The organism is Ktedonobacter robiniae (assembly GCF_016587375.1).
Taxonomy (GTDB): Bacteria; Chloroflexota; Ktedonobacteria; order Ktedonobacterales; family Ktedonobacteraceae; genus Ktedonobacter; species Ktedonobacter robiniae.
This window is the reverse complement of record NZ_BNJG01000003.1, coordinates 17,807-37,806: the sequence shown is the minus strand read 5'-3', so window position 1 is coordinate 37,806 and position 20,000 is coordinate 17,807. Positions and strand designations below refer to the sequence as shown.

The 20,000-nt window shown below is 52.5% G+C and carries 22 protein-coding genes and 6 pseudogenes; 19 read left to right on the top strand and 9 right to left on the bottom strand.

Annotated elements, in window-relative coordinates; translation table 11 throughout:
* Window positions 1–19: 19 nt before the first annotated feature.
* A complete protein-coding gene (locus JMJ04_RS32545; protein ID WP_201374580.1) occupies window positions 20–421 on the bottom strand; it encodes a winged helix-turn-helix transcriptional regulator in 402 nt (133 codons plus the stop codon).
* A 180-nt stretch (window positions 422–601) separates the two neighbouring features.
* Here JMJ04_RS32545 and JMJ04_RS32540 point away from each other — a divergent pair, with 180 nt between their 5' ends.
* The 3 genes from JMJ04_RS32540 (at window position 602) to JMJ04_RS47260 (ending at window position 2,284) form a co-directional block, all read left to right on the top strand.
* The gene (locus JMJ04_RS32540; RefSeq protein WP_420799558.1) at window positions 602–1,594 is read left to right on the top strand and encodes an NADP-dependent oxidoreductase; all 993 of its coding nucleotides are present in this window, start codon (window positions 602–604) and stop codon (window positions 1,592–1,594) included.
* Window positions 1,516–1,848: a hypothetical protein gene (locus JMJ04_RS47265; protein WP_236039016.1), complete on the top strand. Its 333-nt coding sequence runs from the start codon at window positions 1,516–1,518 to the stop codon at window positions 1,846–1,848. Before JMJ04_RS32540 ends, JMJ04_RS47265 begins: the two co-directional genes overlap by 79 nt.
* Window positions 1,849–1,978: 130 nt before the next feature.
* Window positions 1,979–2,284: a hypothetical protein gene (locus JMJ04_RS47260; protein WP_236038695.1), complete on the top strand. Its 306-nt coding sequence runs from the start codon at window positions 1,979–1,981 to the stop codon at window positions 2,282–2,284.
* Here JMJ04_RS47260 and JMJ04_RS47255 read toward each other — a convergent pair.
* Window positions 2,277–2,462 carry a hypothetical protein gene (locus JMJ04_RS47255; RefSeq protein ID WP_236038694.1) on the bottom strand — a complete coding sequence of 62 codons (186 nt, stop codon included), beginning with the start codon at window positions 2,460–2,462 and terminating at the stop codon, window positions 2,277–2,279. The genes JMJ04_RS47260 and JMJ04_RS47255 overlap by 8 nt on opposite strands.
* A 9-nt stretch (window positions 2,463–2,471) precedes the next feature.
* Here JMJ04_RS47255 and JMJ04_RS32530 point away from each other — a divergent pair, with 9 nt between their 5' ends.
* Window positions 2,472–3,188 (top strand): IS6 family transposase, encoded by a 717-nt coding sequence (locus JMJ04_RS32530; protein ID WP_201374578.1) that lies wholly within the window; start codon window positions 2,472–2,474, stop codon window positions 3,186–3,188.
* 218 nt (window positions 3,189–3,406) lie between these two features.
* Here JMJ04_RS32530 and JMJ04_RS32525 read toward each other — a convergent pair whose 3' ends face one another.
* Together JMJ04_RS32525 and JMJ04_RS32520 are read right to left on the bottom strand one after the other, a co-directional pair.
* A complete protein-coding gene (locus JMJ04_RS32525; RefSeq protein WP_201374577.1) occupies window positions 3,407–3,685 on the bottom strand; it encodes a LamG domain-containing protein in 279 nt (92 codons plus the stop codon).
* A gap of 21 nt (window positions 3,686–3,706) precedes the next feature.
* Window positions 3,707–3,847 (bottom strand): hypothetical protein, encoded by a 141-nt coding sequence (locus JMJ04_RS32520; protein WP_201374576.1) that lies wholly within the window; start codon window positions 3,845–3,847, stop codon window positions 3,707–3,709.
* Window positions 3,848–4,071: 224 nt separating this feature from the next.
* On the opposite strand from JMJ04_RS32520, the gene JMJ04_RS47250 reads away from it, so the two are divergent.
* The 10 genes and pseudogenes from JMJ04_RS47250 to JMJ04_RS32475 all read left to right on the top strand — a co-directional run bounded on the left by JMJ04_RS47250 (window position 4,072) and on the right by JMJ04_RS32475 (window position 13,220).
* On the top strand, window positions 4,072–4,344 hold the full coding sequence (locus JMJ04_RS47250) for a transposase (RefSeq protein ID WP_236038692.1): 273 nt from the start codon (window positions 4,072–4,074) through the stop codon (window positions 4,342–4,344).
* Entirely contained in the window at window positions 4,292–4,672 is a 381-nt protein-coding gene (locus JMJ04_RS47245) for a hypothetical protein (RefSeq protein WP_236039013.1), read from the top strand. The genes JMJ04_RS47250 and JMJ04_RS47245 overlap by 53 nt, the downstream gene beginning before the upstream one ends.
* Before the next feature lie 537 nt (window positions 4,673–5,209).
* Window positions 5,210–6,529, top strand: a complete 1,320-nt coding sequence (locus JMJ04_RS32510; RefSeq protein WP_201374575.1) for a phytoene desaturase family protein — start codon at window positions 5,210–5,212, stop codon at window positions 6,527–6,529.
* An 88-nt stretch (window positions 6,530–6,617) separates the two neighbouring features.
* The gene (locus JMJ04_RS32505; RefSeq protein WP_201374574.1) at window positions 6,618–7,652 is read left to right on the top strand and encodes an RNA polymerase sigma-70 factor; all 1,035 of its coding nucleotides are present in this window, start codon (window positions 6,618–6,620) and stop codon (window positions 7,650–7,652) included.
* Between the two features lie 168 nt (window positions 7,653–7,820).
* The gene (locus tag JMJ04_RS32500; RefSeq protein ID WP_201374573.1) at window positions 7,821–8,264 is read left to right on the top strand and encodes a YybH family protein; all 444 of its coding nucleotides are present in this window, start codon (window positions 7,821–7,823) and stop codon (window positions 8,262–8,264) included.
* Window positions 8,265–8,460: 196 nt separating this feature from the next.
* A complete protein-coding gene (locus tag JMJ04_RS32495; protein ID WP_201370004.1) occupies window positions 8,461–9,048 on the top strand; it encodes an IS607 family transposase in 588 nt (195 codons plus the stop codon).
* Window positions 9,035–10,333: an RNA-guided endonuclease InsQ/TnpB family protein gene (locus JMJ04_RS32490; protein ID WP_201369097.1), complete on the top strand. Its 1,299-nt coding sequence runs from the start codon at window positions 9,035–9,037 to the stop codon at window positions 10,331–10,333. The genes JMJ04_RS32495 and JMJ04_RS32490 overlap by 14 nt, the downstream gene beginning before the upstream one ends.
* 297 nt (window positions 10,334–10,630) lie before the next feature.
* Window positions 10,631–11,104, top strand: a complete 474-nt coding sequence (locus tag JMJ04_RS32485; RefSeq protein ID WP_201374572.1) for a hypothetical protein — start codon at window positions 10,631–10,633, stop codon at window positions 11,102–11,104.
* Between the two features lie 225 nt (window positions 11,105–11,329).
* Window positions 11,330–12,043 (top strand): annotated as a pseudogene (locus JMJ04_RS32480) (IS6 family transposase).
* A 673-nt stretch (window positions 12,044–12,716) separates the two neighbouring features.
* Window positions 12,717–13,220, top strand: coding sequence for a ClbS/DfsB family four-helix bundle protein (locus JMJ04_RS32475; protein ID WP_201374571.1), 504 nt, complete (start codon window positions 12,717–12,719; stop codon window positions 13,218–13,220).
* A gap of 273 nt (window positions 13,221–13,493) precedes the next feature.
* Here JMJ04_RS32475 and JMJ04_RS47240 read toward each other — a convergent pair whose 3' ends face one another.
* The 4 genes and pseudogenes from JMJ04_RS47240 to JMJ04_RS49075 all read right to left on the bottom strand — a co-directional run.
* A complete protein-coding gene (locus JMJ04_RS47240; RefSeq protein ID WP_236038690.1) occupies window positions 13,494–14,072 on the bottom strand; it encodes a hypothetical protein in 579 nt (192 codons plus the stop codon).
* An 18-nt stretch (window positions 14,073–14,090) separates the two neighbouring features.
* Window positions 14,091–14,144 (bottom strand): annotated as a pseudogene (locus JMJ04_RS49085) (hypothetical protein); the annotation flags it as partial.
* Window positions 14,145–14,155: 11 nt separating this feature from the next.
* Window positions 14,156–14,350, bottom strand: a pseudogene (locus JMJ04_RS49080) (pentapeptide repeat-containing protein); the annotation flags it as partial.
* A 53-nt stretch (window positions 14,351–14,403) separates the two neighbouring features.
* A pseudogene (locus tag JMJ04_RS49075) lies at window positions 14,404–14,517 on the bottom strand (pentapeptide repeat-containing protein); the annotation flags it as partial.
* Between the two features lie 827 nt (window positions 14,518–15,344).
* On the opposite strand from JMJ04_RS49075, the gene JMJ04_RS32455 reads away from it, so the two are divergent.
* The 4 genes and pseudogenes from JMJ04_RS32455 to JMJ04_RS32440 all read left to right on the top strand — a co-directional run bounded on the left by JMJ04_RS32455 (window position 15,345) and on the right by JMJ04_RS32440 (window position 17,615).
* A complete protein-coding gene (locus JMJ04_RS32455) occupies window positions 15,345–15,773 on the top strand; it encodes a tetratricopeptide repeat protein (RefSeq protein WP_201374567.1) in 429 nt (142 codons plus the stop codon).
* 184 nt (window positions 15,774–15,957) lie between these two features.
* Window positions 15,958–16,116: a hypothetical protein gene (locus tag JMJ04_RS32450; protein WP_201374566.1), complete on the top strand. Its 159-nt coding sequence runs from the start codon at window positions 15,958–15,960 to the stop codon at window positions 16,114–16,116.
* A 268-nt stretch (window positions 16,117–16,384) separates the two neighbouring features.
* Window positions 16,385–16,789, top strand: a pseudogene (locus JMJ04_RS32445) (transposase); the annotation flags it as partial.
* A 475-nt stretch (window positions 16,790–17,264) separates the two neighbouring features.
* Window positions 17,265–17,615 (top strand): hypothetical protein, encoded by a 351-nt coding sequence (locus JMJ04_RS32440; RefSeq protein ID WP_201374565.1) that lies wholly within the window; start codon window positions 17,265–17,267, stop codon window positions 17,613–17,615.
* Between the two features lie 72 nt (window positions 17,616–17,687).
* Here the strand turns inward: JMJ04_RS32440 and JMJ04_RS32435 are convergent.
* A pseudogene (locus JMJ04_RS32435) lies at window positions 17,688–19,321 on the bottom strand (ISL3 family transposase).
* Window positions 19,322–19,509: 188 nt separating this feature from the next.
* Between JMJ04_RS32435 and JMJ04_RS32430 the strand changes: the two are divergent.
* Window positions 19,510–19,932 (top strand): histidine phosphatase family protein, encoded by a 423-nt coding sequence (locus tag JMJ04_RS32430; RefSeq protein ID WP_236038688.1) that lies wholly within the window; start codon window positions 19,510–19,512, stop codon window positions 19,930–19,932.
* The last annotated feature ends 68 nt before the right edge of the window (window positions 19,933–20,000 follow it).

The window sequence follows — 20,000 nt, the reverse complement described above, 5'->3', positions numbered from 1 at the left end:
GCATGAAATTTCCCGTGTCTTACTCGAGAGACCGCTCCTGGAGCGAAATCCTGTTGGCTTCTTGAGAAGCTTCACTGCTTCGATGGCTCTCAGGATGAGAGCTTCCCCATTTCTGGGCCCAGGAGTACATCTCAAAGAGGACGGTTTGAAAATCTTTCCCCTTTTCGGTTAAGGAGTACTCGACGGTGACAGGCACCGTCGGGAACGCCCGGCGCTGGATGACCTGGCTGTGCTCTAAGTGACGCAGGGTATCCGTTAACGCTTTTGTGCTGATGGGCTCTAACGCTTTTCGCAAGGCATTGAAGCGTCGTGGACCCAGAGACAGTTTTGCAAGAACGAGAAACGACCATTTCCCCCCCAGGATGTCTAGCGCTTCGCGAGCCAGCAACACGCATGTTTTTTCTTCCAATGGAGTCTCCATCCCATTTCCCCCTTTAAGAGAGAGCAAGTTTCTTTTTTGAAACAAGGTAAAAAAAGAGTGCCTACTTCACATTTTATCCTGCTTATCCTACAATGACAAGCGGATAAAGACGATTGAGAAAAAGGCTCGTGTTAACTGTAGAAACCAGTTGACGCTCAGGAAAAAAGAATGGACAGCATCATGAACAATGCGACGATGAAAGCGATACAGATCCATGCCTATGGAGGCCCAGAGGTCTTGACATACGAGGAGGTGCCGCGCCCCATAGCAGGACCGGACGAGGTGCTGCTTCGTGTTGCCGCTGCCGGGGTCAACCCCAGTGATTGGAAAACCCGTCGCGGCTTTGCAGACTTCCCGGAGAGTCGTCGGCCTCCTCGCCCACCCCTCCCGCTCATTCTGGGCCATGACGTCTCAGGGATCGTCGAGGCCGTGGGACCAGGTGTCATCATGTTTCAGCCAGGCGATGCCGTGTATGGTCAAACGCGCCTTGGAGAAACTCTTGCGGGAGGGACCGGCGCTTGCATTGGGGCATATGCAGAATATACCACGACTTTTGCCACGAATCTGGCCCCCAAACCAGCAACCATCGACCATCTCCATGCGGCAGCCGTCCCAACAGCAGCGCTCACGGCCTGGCAAGCGCTCTTTGAATATGGGAAGCTGGAAGCTGGACAGAGCGTTCTGATTAACGGTGCTGCTGGTGGGGTCGGTCATCTGGCAGTGCAATTGGCAAAGGCCAGGGGGGCGCGGGTCATCGGAGTGGCCTCGGGACGCCATGAGGCGTTTCTGCGCGACATCGGTGTCGATCACTTCATTGACTACACAACCACTCCACTCGAACAAGCAGCCCACGAGGTCGATCTGGTCCTCGATGCAGTGGGTGCCAAGAATGGTGATCGCCTGCTCGATGTTCTCAAACCAGGCGGCAGGCTGGTTCCGATTTTCCTGGGCCAGTATTCCGCTGAACGGGCGGCTTCGGTTTCCGTGACCATTTCTCTCTGTCTGATGCATCCTGATACCGCACAACTGAGCGAGATTGGCAGACTAATCGACTCGGGGCGCGTGCGTGTTGCTCTGGAGATGGTGGTGCCTCTTTGGGAAGCGCGCCAGGCGCACGAGCATGGCGAGAGCCAGCACCTGCGCGGGAAAATCGTCTTGCGCGTCATGAAGTAACGTTCTGTGGTATCGATCCAGATCATACTATAATCTGGATCGATACCCCTTCCTGGATGGGAGAAGTAGCCGCCTTTGCTCAAGTCCTGGAGCATGCGGGAATCCTCAATGCGATCCAGGAGCAGGTGCGCTTTGCCCGAGCACGCTTTGGGACCTACGACCTGATCGATTTCATGGTCGTGCTCATCTGGCCCGCACCCCGTTTGCTTCTCCTGGCGGTCTGTTCGATCGGACGGGAGAGCAATGGACGGTAGTGGATGTGGATGGCACGAGACAAGCTGCCCGCCAACGCGCACTGCCGCAAGTTGAGTCGCTGCCCGCCCCTCATTGTCTTTCGATCAGGTCTGCGTGCCAGGCTATCAGGGACGCAAGCGAGGAGAGGTTGTGCACACACGTACTGTCATTCTTCAGGCGCATACGCATCAGTTTCTCGGCACGTTTGGTGGGCCAGGCAATGGAGATTATCGAGGAGAGTTGTTGCGGGCTATCCAGGTCATCACCAGCTATGCGACCAAGCGTGCGCTTCCCCTCACTTCTGTGCTGCTGTGTCTCGATGGCCTTTACGGTGATGCAGCTCCGCTCATCGATATTCTGACGGCTGGTTTTGGGGTCATCACCCGAAGTCGTGACTACAGCCTCCTGGAGCTGGAGGTGGTGAAGCTTCGACTCGCGCGCTCCCCGATCAGGTGAGCCGACATCCAGAAAGCGGAATGATGCGTGCCATGTACGACTGCTCCGTTGTTCCCTTGACCCAAACCGGCCCTGAGATGCGTTTGATGGTGGCCACGCATAGCGCCACGTCCTCTTCTCCTGCTGTGGGCGTCGAGCGGGTATTGTCAACTTGCTGAATGGGTGGATACTCTGGCATACTGTTAGCATGAAAACACAACCATCCGTAACCCTCTATAAAGGGTATCGCTTTCCCTCAACGATCATCAGTCACTGCGTCTGGCTCTATTTCCGCTTCTCGCTCAGTTTCCGTGATATCGAAGAACTCATGGCCGAGCGTGGGGTCGTGCTGACCTATGAAACGGTTGGGCAATGGTGTTTGAAATTTGGGCAAACCTACACCAATGAATTGCGTCGTCGTCGCCCTCGTTGTGGCGACAAATGGCACCTGGATGAGGTGTTTCTCAAAATCAACGGGAAGACGCACTATTTGTGGCGAGCCGTCGATCAGGATGGCAACATCCTTGATATCTTGGTCCAAAGTCGTCGCAATAAGAGGGCCGCCAAGAAGTTTTTCCGGAAATTGCTCAAAGGCTTGCAATACGTGCCACGAGTGATTATTACGGACAAACTGGGCAGTTACGCTGCCGCAAAGAGGGAGATCATGGTGAGTGTGGAGCATCGACAACACAAGGGTTTAAACAACCGAGCGGAACGTTTGCATCAGCCAACCAGGCAACGAGAGAGAACCATGCGGCGCTTCAAATCCCCTGAACAGGCCCAGCGCTTCCTCTCCGCTTTTGGACCGATCTTGGATCACTTTCGACCCAAACGATACCATCTCACTGCAGAGGATTATCGTGTGCTCATGCAGGGTCGCTTCCTCGTCTGGAACGAAGTGACCAGTGGGCAAACTGCCGCCTAACAGCGAACTATCCTCTCCAATCTTCCGCTTCTTTCCTGCCCTTCTCCCTTCTCCTTAAAAAAGCTCTTCTGTTTTTTCGCCAAGTTGACAATATCTGCGGGACATGAGCGAGATGTATCACCAGAATTTGCCAATGTTCATAGTTCGACTTTGTACATTTTGGGGAAAGGTAGTGGAAGTAAGCGCGACGAGTTGACACATTTTAGGGTGAAAGGTGATCAATCGGTGTTGCCACCCAGACCATTTGTTTCGTTACAGGGGCCGCCGGGATTAACGCCGCAGTGCAGCGTGCCATACTCTACATTGGTCCCATTGACGCTCTCCATAGCGTCGATCTCACCAATACTGGGCCAGACTCCGCCATTGCGTATAGGCGCTCCAAGCAGCCAGAAGGCTGGCCAATAGCCCTGAGCAGCAGCGCCAGTTACATTGGGCAACTGGATAGAGGCGGTCACTTCTAGTTCTCCGCCTGCCGGAGCAGCGAAGCTACTAGCCACGGTTTCGATACGCCTCGAAGTTCAGGAGCCATTAGTGTTGATAGCCTTAATCGCCAGATGGCCATTCCCATCCTGATAAATGTTGGCTGTGCTATTTGTATCTGTCTCCTGCTGATTGTTACCCCAGCCGGTGCCAAGGTCAAACTGCCATTGCGAATCCACTGGCGTGTTGGCTGCGCCGTTGAATTCAACGTTCCAAAATCCCACGGGTTGCGCAACGAGTTAAGCTCAAGCAAATGAGTGCGCAGAAGATCACCATTTACCCTGCATGAGACCAACAGCCTCTGTGCGAGAAAAGGAGGTTTCTTCCATTGTTATCACATCCTCTTGCGAGGTTCTTAGCCCCATTTCAATCTGCTTTTACCAGACCAACGTGGCAAAAGGTTGTGCTGCTTGTTGAAGGAACACTCCTCGCGCATGGGCGTAGGACCGTCACGGTAGCTCTACGAGCTGTAGGACGACAAGAGGAAAGACATTTCAATCTGTTCCACCATGTTTTGAGCCGGGCGCGTTGGTCCCCTCTTCTGGTCAGTCGGGTCTTGTTCTTGCTTCTTGTACGGACGTTTCTTCCTGCAGAGGGACCTGTAGAATTGGTGGTAGACGCGCATGCGAGAGCGGCGATGGGGACCGCGCATTCCCAAGTGTGGCTACTACCATGACCCTGTCCGCTCGTCAGAGAAGCACAAAAGGATCAGCCGTGGGTTGAAGTGGCTCTGCCTGATGCTCATCGTCACCCCCTGGACAAGGCGGCCATGGGCACTTCCTTTTCTCTGCGTCTTGTTGACCCCAGAAGAGGTGGATACAGCCCTGGGGCGCCGACACAAAACGGTCCCAGAATGGACCCAGCAGGTGGGAAAGGTGGTCCGACGATGGCTTCCCGACCGAGCTATCAAGCTCGTTGGTGATGGCGCCTACAGCGTGGTATCGAAAGCGGCAGGCGACATTCACCGATGTGCTTGCTGCCGTACGATGTCACCTGTGGAATGATTTCTGTTATTCGACATTACCCCAAAACCCTAATGTCATTTTACTTCTACGCTCAGATCTCTCTCGCTTCGCTGATATCGTGTGTTCTTCAGCTTAAAATGTGCAAAGTCCAGGTATCCTTTCGTCAAAAAAAACACTTAAGGGCCGGATGGTTTACAAATTCCGGCAGTGACGTTGACCGATAGCCTCCAATCCTATCAGACAAAGAGTCAGAACATCGATTAAAACCTGTGCATCCGGCATCTCGACGTGAGGGAGGCCCAGGATACGTGTGAAAACCACTCATAGTGAGAGTTTTTTTCGCGTATACGGGCCTCCCTCAACAACGCGAAGCGCCTTCTTCAACTTGTATAATTGTTCTCGTGTCACAAACAGATCGACTGTTTCGACTCGTGTATAAGGGGGTGAAGCGAGAGAGCACATTAGAACTCGCGTGAGGATGGGAGCAATGGTTCTCTGCCGCTCTCAATACAGTTCGAATGCGCACAAGCGTCTAGCCACAAGGTAAGACAGACACAACAAGCAAGGGATATATTGATGACGACACATCCACGTACTCAATCTCCGGTGATCATTGTTGGCGGCGGTCTCTCGGGCCTCTCAGCCGCCGCCTATCTGGCGCGAGCCGGTCATGCCGTGATGCTTTTTGAGAAGGCCAGTACTCTTGGCGGACGTGCGAGAACCCGCGAGCAGAATGGTTTCTTTTTCAATCAGGGAGCACATGCGTTCCGTCTGCAAGGACCAGGTGAACAAGTGCTGAGCGAACTTGGCGTCTCCTATAGCGGTTCGCTACCACAGCCCTCCGGGTCTTCCATAGTTGCGGATGGGAAGCTCCATCCCTTGCCGGCCGGAGCAGGATCTCTCTTGGGGACAGGTTTCTTGACACCCGCCGCCGAAGCAGAATTGACACGCGTGTTTGGTCTTCTCAAACACCTGAACTTTGAGGAGCTCCAGGGGAAAAGCCTGCAGGAATGGCTCGAAGAGCAGGTACAGCATCTGCAGGTCCGCCAGCTTCTTCTCGCAAGAGCACGCATCTCGACCTATACCGATACGCCTGATCTGCTCTCCGCCGGTCTGACTTTTTCTCTGCTGACCAGGCAGGTACTTTATCTGGATGGTGGCTGGCAAACCCTGGTGGATGGTCTCCGACAAAAAGCACAGGAGGCGGGAGCACGCCTCATCGCGGAGGCCAGGGTCAAGGCGATTGAAGTGGCTGGAGAAGGATATCGCGTGCGTCTGGCGGATGATTCATGCTACGAAGCAAGCGCGGTGTTACTTGCCACTGACCCAGAGACAGCTTCTGCCCTGGTCGCCGATGGGACACATGAGGCGCTTCTCCGTTGGGCCGCGCAGTCGGTCCCGGCTCGTGTTGCCTGCCTGGATATTGCTTTGCGCCGTCTCCCCAGAGCAGAGAACCTTGCCGCCCTGTGCATGGATCGTCCGCTCTACTATGCGGTGCATTCCGCCTCAGCGCGCCTCGCGCCGGAGGGGAGCGCCCTGATCCATCTCATGAAATATCTGCGACCCGGTGAAGAGGCGAGCAGGCAAGAGCTGGAAGCGCTGATGGATCTCTTGCAGCCTGGCTGGCGTGCTGAAGTCGTAGAGCAATCCTTCTTGCCGCATATGATTGCGTCCAATGCCATTGTCCAGGCGAGACTTGGCGGTCTCTCCGGGCGTCCCGGTCCAGAGGTTCCAGGGCCTCCCAATCTGTATGTCGCCGGCGATTGGGTCGGCTCAGAAGGGGAAAAGGCTGACGCTTGCTTTGCCAGTGCCAGGAGTGCTGCCAGGCTGATAATGGCTCAGTTCAGCGACAGGCAGAGCGCATCCCTGGTCAGCTTATCGGATGTCGTAGAATAAACTGAAAGGGGCTACGTCTCTTGTGCTGGTATGCGCGCTCGCGGCTTCTGACAGCGAGCGCGCATACCAGCACAAGAGATACTTCACGATGAAAAGATCAGTCGCACAGCTGGAAACGGTGTTCCAGCAGTATAAACAGTTACTTTTTTCCATCGCATACCATATGTTAGGCAGCGTGATGGATGCTGAAGATTGTGTGCAAGAAGCCTTCTTGCAGTGGTATGCCTCCGAAGAGAAAGAAACGATAGAAAATCCCAAAGCCTATCTCTGCACACTGGTGACGCGCAGATGTATTGATCGGCTGCGCTCCGCTCAAACGCAGCGTGAAACGTACTTTGGCCTCTGGCTCCCCGAGCCGTTGATCGAAACCACCGATCCGTCCGAACATTCGGAGCTCAACGAATCGCTCTCTCTCGCGTTTCTCCTGCTGCTGGAACGCCTGTCTCCCATCGAACGGGCGGTCTTTCTCCTGCGCCAGGTGTTCGACTACGATTACGCAGAGATTGCAACCATCGTGGGAAAAAGCGCGGAAAACTGCCGCCAGATTCTGCACCGAGCGCGGCGGCATCTGCCTGCGCGTCCCACCCACACGCCTGCACCTCATGCGAAACCTCGGCAGGTTTTTACGCAGTTTTTCCAGGCGTGCATGAACGGCGATATGGAAGGACTGCTGCAGGTGCTCTCAGACGAGATCGTGCTCCACACCGATGGCGGAGGCAAAGTCCGCGCGGCACGCCATCCTTTGTACGGGCCAGATCGCGTGGCTCGCTATCTGCTTGGGATTCAGCAGAACGTGTTCCATGTGATCAAGGTAGCGATCCGACCGACGTTGATCAATGGTCAACCAGGTCTGATTGGCTACCTGGAGGAAGATCTAGAGAAAAAGCTACAGCTACGCCAGGAACGAGAAAGGAAGGAGAACAGCAAAAAGCCGGGTGCGTGGCATCAACGTGCCCTTGAGAAGGGAGAGGCGGCTTTTGCCATAGGACTGGTGTGCACCGACAAAGAGGTCCAGGAAATCGATATCATCGTCAACCCAGAGAAATTGCGGCACATTCCTGCCCGCAATGGTGACGACACTGGCATCATCGTTGGTGGAATTCCCACTCCTGGGGTCCTGTAGGGCAACGTGCTTGTCCATTTCGCAGGCTCGCCGAAAGAACCGGGTGTGAACTGGTGATGGTTGGGCGCATGATGTATATCTTGTCCGAGAAGAACGCGAACCAGGATGGTGTGCGCGTGACACCTCGGTGTTATGACGAGTAATCCACCCAGACGAAGGAGGAAACCGATGAGCAACCTAGAGAGCATTGTTGATCGCTTCGAGATTGAGGCGCTGCGCGGCGAGTTCACCGATGCGGTGATGATGCGCGACTACAACCGCCTCGCGTCGCTGTTCACAGAGGACGGCGTGGTGCGGGTCCCCCACATCAACGCCCAGGCCGTCAGCCGGAAAGAGATCCGCGCCGGGGCCGAGCGGCAGCAAGGGTTGTGGGACTACTTCGTGCAAACCACGCACCCGGGCACGATCCAGCTTGCGGGCGACACCGCGGTCGGCCGTGCCTACGTTTCAGAGCTCATGCACGGGCGCAACGGCAGGTGCGAGCTGAACTACGCCGTGTATCACGACTGCTACCGGCGCACCGAGGACGGCTGGAAATTCGCCGAGCGCGTCTACGAGGTCAGATACCTTGATACCACACCGCTTGCGGGTTCGGCACCCCAGGCGAGTTGAGGCGGAAGCTCAGGCGCCGACCGACACGTCGCGCGCCGAAAGGAATGGCAATCACAGGATGCGCATGGGCCGGACGGTGCTCATGACGGGGGAGATCTAGCCTGTCAGTGTTTTTCTGATGGAAAAGTATTGAAACCGATCTTTGAAAGTATAGCGAATTCTTGACAATCATTGAGTAGCATAGTATGATTTGAGCATGAAACTCAGTGATTACGCGAAACAACAAGGGGTCCGCTATGAGACAGCCTGGCGTTGGTTCCGGGACGGGAAAATCCAGGGGCGGCGCGTAGGGGCTCACACGATTCTCATCGACGAGCCAACCAGGGTGTCAGTCCCCTCATCGAAGCCTCAAACCGTGGTCTACACGCGGGTGTCTTCCGCAGAAAACAAGACCAACCTGGACAGTCAAGCTGAGCGGTTGGTTGCCTACTGCGCTGCCCGTGGCTATCAAGTGGGCAAAGTTGTCAAGGAAATTGGCTCTGGCGTCAATGACAATCGGCCGAAGTTTCTGGCTCTCTTGGCCGATCCAAGTGTGGGCCGTATCGTCATTGAACACAAGGACCGGGGGACCCGCTTCGGGTTCCGTTACATCGAGACCCTGCTTCAAACCTATGGGCGTGAGATCGAGGTCGTCAATCAGGCCGACAATGGCACAGAAGACCTGCTCTCAGACCTCACCAGCATCGTGTACTCGTTCTGCGCCCGGCTCTATGGGCAACGGCGTGCCAAACGCAAAACAGAGCGTCTTGTGCAGGAATTGGAGGCCGACCGTGCACCTGGTTGAAAAGCACATCATTCTTCGGAGTGATCCACGCTATGCCACGCTTGACGCGGCCTGTTTTGCTTCCAAAAATCTCTACAATACGGCGCTGTATGAGATCCGTCAGGCCTTCATCTTTGAGGGAAAACACCTCAACTACAATGAAATGGATCGGCGGATGCAGTCGCATGAAGCGTACAAAGCACTGCCTGCGAAAGTGGCCCAACAGGTATTGCTGCTGCTCGAACGCAACTGGAAATCCTTCTTTGAAGCGCTCGATGCCTACAAGCGCGATCCCTCAAAATTTCGCCGACGCCCCCAATTCCCCAAATACAAGCACAAAACGACAGGCCGCAACGTACTCATCTACACGATGCAGGCCGTAAGCCGCAGCAAACGGACCCTTGGACGACACCTCATTCAGCCTTCGGGACTGGGCATTCAGATCAAAACCCAACAAGATCCCAAGGCGATCACTCAGGTCCGTGTGGTTCCCAAACACGGTTTTGTCGTCGTTGAGATCATTTATGAACAGGAGCCGAGCCGCTCCGCCGTCGATCCCGCGCTCATCGCTGGCATCGATCCTGGTCTGGAAAATCTGATCGCACTAACTTCAAATAAACCGGGTTTTGTCCCGGTCGTCGTTAACGGGCGCGGTCTGAAAAGTACGAATCAGTTCTACAACAAGCGGCGAGCAGAACTCCAACAAGCTCTTGGTCGTCCTGGAAACACGCGGCGCATGGAGCGCTTGACTCTCTGGCGCAATCGGCGGATTGAGCATGATCTGCACACCATCTCGCGTTTTGTGATTGATGTGCTGGTGGCTGAGGGGATCGGAACGCTCGTGATTGGTCGCAACGTGGGCTGGAAACAGGAGATCAACCTGGGGAAACGGACAAATCAGAACTTTGTTCAGGTGCCTCATGCCCAGTTCATCCAGATGCTCACCTACAAAGCTGAGCAAAAAGGCATCCAGGTGATCCTCACCGAAGAAAGCTACACCAGCAAGGCCAGTTTCCTGGATCGCGATCCTTTGCCGATCTACCAGCAAAGCCAGGAGCATGCGCCTGTTTTCAGCGGCAAACGGATCACACGGAGGCTCTATCGGGCATCCAATGGCCAACTCATTCACGCCGATTGCAACGGGTCCTATAACATCATCAGAAAAGCAGCTCCTGATGCCTTCGGGTCGGAGGGAGTAGAGGATGGGGAGCGCAGGGTTCATCTGCCGGTAGTCCATCCCGTGAGGCTGTCATTCCCTCACAAACCCGCTCGCGAGAAAATCCTGGCCTCTGTCAGGATTCGCTAGTCACGACGGAACTATAATGCACCATATAACTGAGACTGAGCTTGCCAGTTTTCTTCTTCTATGCCTTAAAAACCTAAATTTTCTCCCTGCCAGCAGGCTTTGTCAGATGTCGAGCATCTCACGAGGCTTCAGGTTCAATGCCACGAAATGAACATCTTTAAGAAGTATGCAAGGGCCTCTAGAGCCGATTTATCAAAAGCTCATACGTAGTTATATGGCACATCATACTTTTCCGCCAGAAAAACACTGACAGGCCGTTAGCATGAGTTGTGTGTTGTAATAGCAAAGGAAGATCTTATGGATATCATTCTGATTCTTGCGATATTGAGATATGTACATATATTTGCTGGTATAATCTGGCTTGGTGATAAGATTTCGCTTTTGTATATCGTCTATCCTCTGTTAGTCAAAGGCTCTGCCGACGAGGGGCGTAGGCTTTCCATCAGTGTGCCAGCCATGATTAACCGGGTTGGCGCTATTGCGGGAGCGACGTTGATTCTGGTTGGCATCCTCTTGGGGACATTCTTCGGACGTATCCAGTCTTGGGAGCGGCTCATAGAGCCCTATGGCCTTGCTTGGATGGTTGCCCTGTTACTCACCATAGCGCTGGCTGTCGTCTCGGAGACCCGCCGCAAGATGATTGGGGAGCTGTGGGATGAGGAGGGGCAGGTTAACACACGAGCAGTCTCCCGTCTAAAAATTATTCGCTCCTGGGAGTCACTGGGCTTTGTGCTGATCATTTCCTGCATGGTCTTTATGCATTTCAATTGAGAGAACCAATTGAGAATCAACCAGACAAGCAAAGCTGCTCAGAGAAGCCATGTACTCAATTGCATGGCTTCTCTGGGTTAAGAGTGCTACCGCTTGCCTTTTCCTTTCTGCAGGCGAGGAGAACCGCGTCAGTTGTTTTTTTAAGAAATGATCATCAGCCTCCTGCTTGCAAAGTAAGGTATTGTCAACTTGCGAAGAAGCTACAATCTTTGACATACTGGTGGAATGAATAACACAAGACCTTCTCTGTATAAAGGGTATCGTTTCGCATCTGAAATCATCGGACATTGCGTCTGGTTGTATTTCCGCTTTTCTCTCAGTTTTCGTGATGTTGAGGAGATCATGGCTGAACGCAGTGTCATTCTGACGTATGAAACAATCAGGCAGTGGTGCCTCAACTTTGGCCAGACCTACGCCAATGAGCTCAAACATCGACGTAGCCACACTGGAGACAAGTGGCATCTTGATGAGGTGTTTCTGACCATCAATGGGAAGCGAAGCTATCTTTGGCGAGCGGTCGATCAATATGGCAACGTGCTTGATATCCTGGTTCAAAGCAAGAGAAATAAAAAAGCTGCCAAGAAGTTCTTTCGCAAACTGCTCAAAGGTCTTCAATATGTGCCACGTGTGATCATTACCGACAAACTGGCCAGTTACTCTGCAGCCAAGAAGGAGATCATGGAAAGTCGCGAGCACCGGCAGCACAAAGGTCTCAACAATCGAGCTGAGAATTCCCATCAACCGACACGACAACGAGAACGCAGCATGCGCCGCTTCAAATCCCCTGGTCATGCTCAACGCTTTCTCTCTGCCTTTGGACCCATCTCAGACCACTTTCGACCATGACGACATCGGCTTAATGCGTCAGCATCTCGTGCGCTCATGCGGGAGCGATTTCAGACATGGAACGACATCACCAGCATGCAGCAAGCTGCGTAGCGAACGCAATTCCCCTTACCTTGCACTTCTTTTTCTCTTCATGGGCCCTTTTTCAGAAAAATGTTTTGCTCTGATCAATAAGTTGACAATACCTTGATGATGTCTGGCAAGCCTTACGCGATATTCATGAACCTACAAATGGATGAAAGGCAATTCTCAGTAGCATGTTTTGCCAGGAGATATCGTACATCATCCTAAATACGGGAATGGCATCGTGATCCCCAGCACGGAGCCTGACATGGTTACTGTTCAATTTGGAGATGGGACAAAACCGAAGACGCTAAACCTGGCATATGCAAAACTGGAAAAAGTTAAAGTCGGCCCTTGAGTACGAAGGGGCCAATAACGCAAACGGCGCAAAGGGCCTTGCTGCTCCTCACTCATGCTTCACTATAAAGGGGGGAATAGGCATTTTTTGCCTGCTTGTACGCCTTAAAAAGAAGCCCTCTTGTGAGGTTCCACTGAACACAGGCACAGGCCAGAATGCTCAATGCCTCTCTGGGGCAGAGAGGAAGCCTCTTTTTCCCTCTGGGGATGGTTCGCCTCTCTCGGGGGGCTTCATTGAGGAGTCGTCACGCGTGGGGATTCTGCTGAAAAAGGGGGCATTTTCCCGCTTGTTGTGCTAATCTGTGAGGAAATGGGCACACACGGTCCCGAATGAAAGGAAAGCAGCATGGGAATTTCTCTCAGCAAAACGCAACTCCTCACTGAATTGCGCAAGGAACAGACGGCCTGGGAAGCCTTGCTCGACGAGATTGGGGAAGCTCATATGACGCAGCCAGAGGTCGCCGGTGGCTGGTCGATCAAGGATATCGTAGCTCACTTAACTGGCTGGCGCCGCCGGTCGGTTCGGCGCTTCCAGGCGTTTCTGAATCATGAACCAGACTTTTCACCGCCTTGGCCGCCAGAACTGCGGGAAGACGATGAAATCAATGCCTGGATTTACGAAGCCAATCGCAATCGTCCTTTGGCAGATGTCCTCAGCGATTCGCGGGAAGTCTTCCAGCAACTGGTAGATACCCTCGATGCCTTTTCTGAGGATGAGCTCCAGGATCTGCGGCGCATCCTCGGGCTGGAAGAAGAGCAGGTCAGCGGCAGCACGTTCTTCGCTCATTTTCACGAGGAGCACGAGCCAGATATGCGCGCCTGGCTGGATAAGGTGAAAAAAGAGGGGTAACTCATCATCCTCTCATATGCCTGCTCCATATCGACGCCGCGCCAGACCCGCCGCGCCAGTCGCCTGAATTGCCCAAAGTAATACTGCCCTTCGCCATCCAGGAGTCGGAAGCGTCTGGTGATGCTTCGGGCACAGTCATCGAGTAGCACGATAGAGCGTGTGGGAAGCTGACCGCCAGAAGCACACCATTCTTCGAGACAATCTCGCAGGTATGCGTCGAGCAACACGAAGAGGTCCCTCATCGGCGCTATGAGAAACCGGCGTTCCTATCTGCTAGGAGCATGAGGTATGTATTCCTGCAAACCCCAGGATGACATTGCAAGCGGCAGGAGAGTGCGCGTTTGGAACGACGTGGATGAGCAGGTGTTGGCCATTGCGTTTTTCGAACATAACGCGCACCAGGTTCTCCCAGTTTTTGGAAGTGTTCAAGAGGACGAGCATATTTTTGAGGGCGGGAGGATTGTCGATGCGCCTGGAGGTGAACTTTTTTGGGCTGGCCTGGCGAAAGGTCAGCGTGATCGCGACAATCTGTGGTGGTGGGGTGGAAGCGTGCGCTGCTGTGGTTGGCAACGCCTGTGGGGAGGCGTGCGCCCTCATCCGTCGCTTCAGCCAGGTTGCCAAAGAATGAATTTTCCCCATCGTGGAAGGGGGAGGAGACGAGGAGGCGAGGGCGCTGTGTGCTGAGGGATGGGCATGGTAGTGACGCCACTGCATCTCAAGGGCAGCCAACCCCTCGCACACCTGTGAGCGAGTCGCGACCCCGAGTAAGAGATGCTCTTCAGCTTCCACAACCAGGCTGCGCCAATGGATGGGTGAGGAGATGAGGAAGGAGGACAAGGGAGGAGGAGCCAAAGCAATCCCTCGCGCCCCCGTGAGATCCATGCCGTCAAGATAGGCGTGAATGAGATTCGTGCCCTCGAGATCGGCCCCGTGAGATCCACGCCCTTAAGGTAGGCTTTCGTGAGATGAGCCCCTGTGAGCCTGGCGCCCCGCAGACAGGCTCTCTGTGAATCAACCCACGTCAGATTGGCTCCCCGCAGATCGGCTTCCGTGAGATTGGCATGACGCAACATGACGCCGCAGAGATTGGCTCCTCGCAGCTCTGCCTCATGCAGATCAGCGTTTGCCAGCTCTGTGTCGCTGATCTCAGCTCCATTGAGATGGGCCTTCCAAGATCAGCATTGTTCAGATTGGTCTGATAGAGATCGGCTCCACTGAGATCGGCTTCCCCTAGATTTGCACCCCCAAGATCGACTCGATAGAGGTTGACCCCCTCAGCGAGGCGCCAAAAAGGCACGCCTCACGCAAGTCGATAGCGACGTCAGGAGACCACCAGGCATTGCATTCGAGCACGCTGCGCTTGAGCCGTGCAAGTTGTTCCGGATCTGCTATGTTGCACCTTACGCTTTCTTTGCTAAAAACCATCATCTCTTGCAAGAGACGTGCAAACCTGCAAAAAACACAGCGCTCTTGAGAGGGATTCGCCAAAGCCATGGTATCTGGGCACACGGCGTTCCCCTGCGCGCATTGGGCAGGCCACTTCAGCACTGTCATCAGGAGACGAGAACGAGTTGATCAAGCTTACAGGCTGCTTTGGGATGTGTTGCTTCATAAGATCCAGGCTCGCGTCTCCAGGGGCCCGCGACCTGGTGCGAGATCGATGACTTCCACGTACAGCGAGTGCTAGTGTTCCTGTGGTTGCCCGGCGCATAGGTAGCGCATCCTTTCATGAGAAAACGCCAAGGTGGAGAGCGTGGTCAGCCTGGCTTTCCCGGGCTCTCTTTCGCGCGATAGACACGAAAACGTGTGATGCTTTTTCAAAGTATAGCTCTTGGAGTAGTTGCCGAAGCTGATTTATATAGCTGCATTTATGCAATACTCATAGACGAGCTGTGAAATATTCTTCAGGGCGTGAGCAAAGAGTGGCTGCTACCATGAGAATGGGAGGAGGAGAATTGTGATTTATAGGATTGAAAGGACGAAAATAGTCGGATGAACAGTGACGTTGGCTAGATCGTAAAAATGCTACCGAACTCACTTAGAGATGTATGACATGCATAAGATGTTATGGAGTGTGATGAACAGGAATGAGGATTGTTTTGTGTAAATACAATCTGGACGAGGATGATGACAGGTACGACTCAATCAGACCACGCATACCTGGAACGGTTGTTTACCCAGGCACTGCAAAATTACCAACGGTTTGGGCGTAGCGCTGGTGAGTGTTTTCACGAAGAACTACGTGGGCTTGCTCCCGATAGCCCGTATACTGGTATGCTCGACGGAGTCGTATGCGCGTTAGAAGGCGCATACGACCAGGCGCTGGCCGCCTATAACCAGGCTTTGGAGCATGGGCCAGACACGCTCATGAGTGTGTACGTTCTCAAAGGCATAGGTCTTCTTCTGATGACTGGCAACTATCGTGAAGCAGTGACAGCTTTTGCACAAGCGGCCAAGCTCCTCCCACGGGTCCAGGTGTTTGCCAAAAACAAGAACAAGGCGATGCGTGTCCTGGAAGGGATGATCCCATGGCCTGGGTCTGCACGCCCCTAGTACATTGAAGCCGAGGAAAGTCCATGATTAGTATGGATGGGAAAGATAAAAGCGAAGCCCACGAGCACTCTTCACCAGAGACAAAATGCCTCTCTTTTTTCCAAAGCATATACTAGGGAGTGAACGTATTTCACTCCCTGGTCAACCTTTCTACACGAGGCGAAAAGAGGAGAAAGCGTTTGAGATGCCTTTTATGCAAACAACAAGCAATGGTCATGCTCCACAAGAGTCCCTTCTCAACGCCGGGGTAAAATTCATCGGCGTGTCCTGGCGCGCCTCCCTTGGATTCAATCGCCTATCTTTGGATATTTTGCTTGCGTTTTCCTCATTGGTGCGCTGGTAGTAATCGAAAAGATTGACCAATACTTTCCCAATGCTCCACTGTTTGTCGGCGCCCCTTTGGCCTGGCTTCCGTCATGGTGGCCATGATCTGGGGAATTGGTCCCGCCGTGTTCTCTATTGTGCTTGGAGTGATTGCCATCGCTATTTTTCTCACGACCAACGTGTTTACTCCTGATATTACGACAGATCTCCTCATTGCTGGGCCTTTTGTCTTTCTGCAACTGGTAGCGGTGGTGACAGTGATGTACTTAGAACGTGGTCACCCCAGGCGTATCCAGAAATATTCAGTGAAGACTGCAATGTGGCTGTTTGTACGTGACCCCAAGAAGCTGGATGAGAGCGAGCGAGAGGATTTGGCCGCCTACTGCCAGGCCAGTACTGCTCTCAAAAAGGCATATAACCTTCTCCAAGCGTTTTTGTCAATGGTCCATACAAGAGAAGGACAACGGTTAGAAACGTGGCTTGCTAGGGTGGTAGAGAGTGGACTTCCAGAACTTCAGTCCTTTGCTGCTGGGATAGAAAAGGACAAAGATGCAGTGAGAGCGGGTTTGACCTGGTCCATCAACAACGGGATGGTGGAAGGGCATGTGACGAAACTCAAACTGATCAAGCGAACTATGTATGGCAGAGCAGGATTTGCTTTGCTTCGTCAACGTGTGCTTCATGCTCTATAGCAGGAAAGAGAACATATTGCTCTTCCCGCTATAGTAGTATAACAGAAAACGCTTCATACGTCTGTAACGAGCCATACTGTTTTCAGCAGGCAACTGAGATATATTTCTTTTGAAGCTTTTTTTATTTTTCAACACATATTTCTTTTGAGAAAGGGTTTATGGATCTCATCCTCATTCGCCATGGAGAATGTGGCACCACTTCAACTGATGATGTTCTCACCTCTCTGGGAGAATGTGTTAATTGTCGAATAACTTGGTTCATACACAGCTTTGGTGAAATACTGTCCACTTGATTTCTCCTCTTCTGTTGAGAGCAAAGAGTAAACTATCTCAATGGTCATATGGCATCTGCTGCTTCATCTCTCCTCTAAATAATTTTTACACCACACCTAACATAGGTATGATAAACTAAAGAATTACTTGTAATAGCCACTACAATTCCAGCACAGCCTAAAAGAGGAAAGGATGCTATTCTATGCCAGAACAATCGTATGAAGATTTTCAATTTGAGAGATCTCATTCCATTAATTCTCCTTATGAAGGTTCCCTGCGAGACCACTCATTATCCACTTTTCAAGGAGAGAGGCTCATCATTCATAAAAGTCCAAAAATTCAAAGAATACTTCTCGCTCTTGCTTCACTTATATTATGGATAAGCACGCTGTTTTGCTTGATATTAGCATGGTCTTATACTTACTCTATACCTAGTGGCAATCTAAATTTTGCCCGTATTATTATCTTAGCTCTAGTTCCTTTTCTAACGCTATTTTTCGCTGCCGTCAACATATTCTTTGGGAGAGTATCAAAATTGAGAAACGGGCAATAGAATAGCAGATAGAGAAATGTTCTTCTACTTGAAGAACGTTCCAGTTCTTACACAGCTTGAGTAAAATAGTATCTATTTTTTCTTGCTAGACAGAGAGATGTGAAGGCGCTGCAGGGCATGTAGAACACGTTGACGCAGGAGCGGGAAGCTGGCTTTCCCATAACCCATACGTTTAATCAGCTTAAGTTTATTCACAAATCCTTCTACTGACCGTTGGAATAAACCAACGTTAACCCAGCAAGAACTGCTTCTTTGTCCCGTTCAAGTCCTTTGACAAAACGCTGTACTTCTGCGATTCCGCTCTCGGCAACCTGCTGTTTCCAATGCTCTAGTTGATGACCTTCGCGTTTGCGGACAATCCTCTCAAATGCTTGAATGAGGCTATGCAAGGTCGAAAGGCGGGCACTTGCCTCACAAAGCATCTTCAGATCAACCAGTTCCGCTTCATTCAACTCGTCAGATGGGTGAGCAATGAGCCAGAGCGCTTCTCGAACAGAAATACGGTTCAGAATAGGGTGGACTGGGAGTTCGACCGTTCCTTGGTGACGGAGCGTTTGTATGAAGCGGTAGACGACACGGATGCTCCCAGAAAAACCTTGGGCTTGAATTTCCTGATGCAAGAGACTCACATCTCGACAGCCTTTGTTCCACCGTGAGAAGACGTAAGGTGCATACGGGTCAAAAATGCTTTTGCGGTGCTGCCGACGTTGGCTCCCCGGACACCCCCCTCGCTTGATCCAGTTTTGGATGGTACGCGTGGTGACTCCGAGTCGTTGGGCAATCTCGCTAGTTTTGACTCCCCGCTTCTGTAATTCAAGCATCTCTGCGTATCGCCCTTGATTCGTGGCAAGCCGTGTCATCCGTTGATGTTCATGCTGAGGGGCGCTCGCCTGGCGCCACTCTTTCGCGTGAGAAACCGGAGGTGCTGGAAGCGGCTCCTGCGCTCTTCTCAGTTCTTTGTAACAACTCGCGACCACAGGCTCGATAGATTCAATGAGATTTTTTAAGACATGAAACCGGTCAGCAACAGCGGTTGCCTGAGGTGCGTCTGCGCGTGTTGCCTGCGTGTAATCGTTACCGCGATCTCGGCTCACATACTCAATTTCTGGATGACGTTGCATCCAGGCGGCGGCACTCTCAACGTTGCGCTCAGGCAGCAGATCAATCACCTTGTGGTTGCTCAGATTCACCAGGATCGTCCCAAAATTGCGGCCCCGCTTGAAAGAGAAATCGTCGATGCCCAAAGCCGTCACAGAGGGAACCTCGGGAGAAGGGATATCCATGATTCGCCGGAGAATGGTCATCCAAGAGGTTTTCATCCCAAGCCGTGCTGCCAATCGTGTTCCCAAGCTCCCTGAACTCGCTAACCCAATTGCCTGAAGAGCGTCAACAAGACGAAGCGTCATTTGTGCCCAGGGTTCAACAAACATTGGGAGACGTTCGGTAAAGATTTTGCGCTGGCATTGAGTATTGTGGCAGAAAAACTTGTGGACCGTAAGCAGGATAGAGACAGTCTGCCCTCCGCTGGGAACATCCTTGAGCCGCCGCTGGTAGTGGCTATGTAGCGCATCTGACTCCTGAGAGCAAAGCGGGCAGGAAGCCATGGTTCGTTCCGAGAACACTGTGATGAGCAAGCCGGTTTCCTGCTGGCAGATTTCGACGATGCGCAATCCTGGGGGAAGAGGCAAACAAGCAAATCCCTCCATCATCAACTCCTCATGAACACTAGAAACTCCTTTCTCTTGGAGAATATATCATCCTTTCTCAATGCATCAAAAACAAGGGAGCATAGTTTCACCAAAGCTGTGTATGAACCGTTTTATTTATTCGACAATCAACAGAATGGCAGGCACAGCAAATTGGGCGGCTGGCAAGTGTACCCATCACAGCACTTTTGAGTAGCCCACTCTTGCGAGCATTAGGGACTGCCAGTATTATCGCCCACCATCTCGGAAATTGTCCGGTTGAGGTATGGACGGAGCTTCGTGAAGGCCTTGATGGTTCATACAAAGGATATGGAAGCCTGGAATTACTCCAACGCTTTCCACTTGCAGTCCTGCCCGCTACAATTACACCTGATGGTTGGGACCATGGCGGTGATACGCAAGAAAGCATGTTTGAGCGTTGCCGACAGATCATCAACCTGTTGCGCCAATGTTTCAAGCCCGATGATACCATCGTTGTCGTAACTCACGGAGGAATGCTCACCTATCTCTTCCATGTTTTGCTCCAGATCTCGCCACTCACCCCAAGCTGGTTTGACGTTATGTATGGTGCAATCAATCATGTTCGCTTCGTCCCGAGGAAAAACAGATAGCGTATCTCCCACTCTATCCTCGTATGGAAGTAGAAATCCTCAGCATCAATGACATTTCACATCTCTGT

Excerpts from the sequence above, each read along its gene's own strand:
- JMJ04_RS32545 (WP_201374580.1), bottom strand. The coding sequence starts at position 421 with ATGGAGACTCCATTGGAAGAAAAAACATGCGTGTTGCTGGCTCGCGAA.
- JMJ04_RS32540 (WP_420799558.1), top strand. The coding sequence starts at position 602 with ATGAACAATGCGACGATGAAAGCGATACAGATCCATGCCTATGGAGGC.
- JMJ04_RS47255 (WP_236038694.1), bottom strand. The coding sequence starts at position 2,462 with ATGCCAGAGTATCCACCCATTCAGCAAGTTGACAATACCCGCTCGACG.
- JMJ04_RS32530 (WP_201374578.1), top strand. The coding sequence starts at position 2,472 with ATGAAAACACAACCATCCGTAACCCTCTATAAAGGGTATCGCTTTCCC.
- JMJ04_RS47245 (WP_236039013.1), top strand. The coding sequence starts at position 4,292 with ATGCGAGAGCGGCGATGGGGACCGCGCATTCCCAAGTGTGGCTACTAC.
- JMJ04_RS32510 (WP_201374575.1), top strand. The coding sequence starts at position 5,210 with ATGACGACACATCCACGTACTCAATCTCCGGTGATCATTGTTGGCGGC.
- JMJ04_RS32505 (WP_201374574.1), top strand. The coding sequence starts at position 6,618 with ATGAAAAGATCAGTCGCACAGCTGGAAACGGTGTTCCAGCAGTATAAA.
- JMJ04_RS32500 (WP_201374573.1), top strand. The coding sequence starts at position 7,821 with ATGAGCAACCTAGAGAGCATTGTTGATCGCTTCGAGATTGAGGCGCTG.
- JMJ04_RS32495 (WP_201370004.1), top strand. The coding sequence starts at position 8,461 with ATGAAACTCAGTGATTACGCGAAACAACAAGGGGTCCGCTATGAGACA.
- JMJ04_RS32485 (WP_201374572.1), top strand. The coding sequence starts at position 10,631 with ATGGATATCATTCTGATTCTTGCGATATTGAGATATGTACATATATTT.
- JMJ04_RS32475 (WP_201374571.1), top strand. The coding sequence starts at position 12,717 with ATGGGAATTTCTCTCAGCAAAACGCAACTCCTCACTGAATTGCGCAAG.
- JMJ04_RS32455 (WP_201374567.1), top strand. The coding sequence starts at position 15,345 with ATGATGACAGGTACGACTCAATCAGACCACGCATACCTGGAACGGTTG.
- JMJ04_RS32450 (WP_201374566.1), top strand. The coding sequence starts at position 15,958 with ATGCCTTTTATGCAAACAACAAGCAATGGTCATGCTCCACAAGAGTCC.
- JMJ04_RS32440 (WP_201374565.1), top strand. The coding sequence starts at position 17,265 with ATGCCAGAACAATCGTATGAAGATTTTCAATTTGAGAGATCTCATTCC.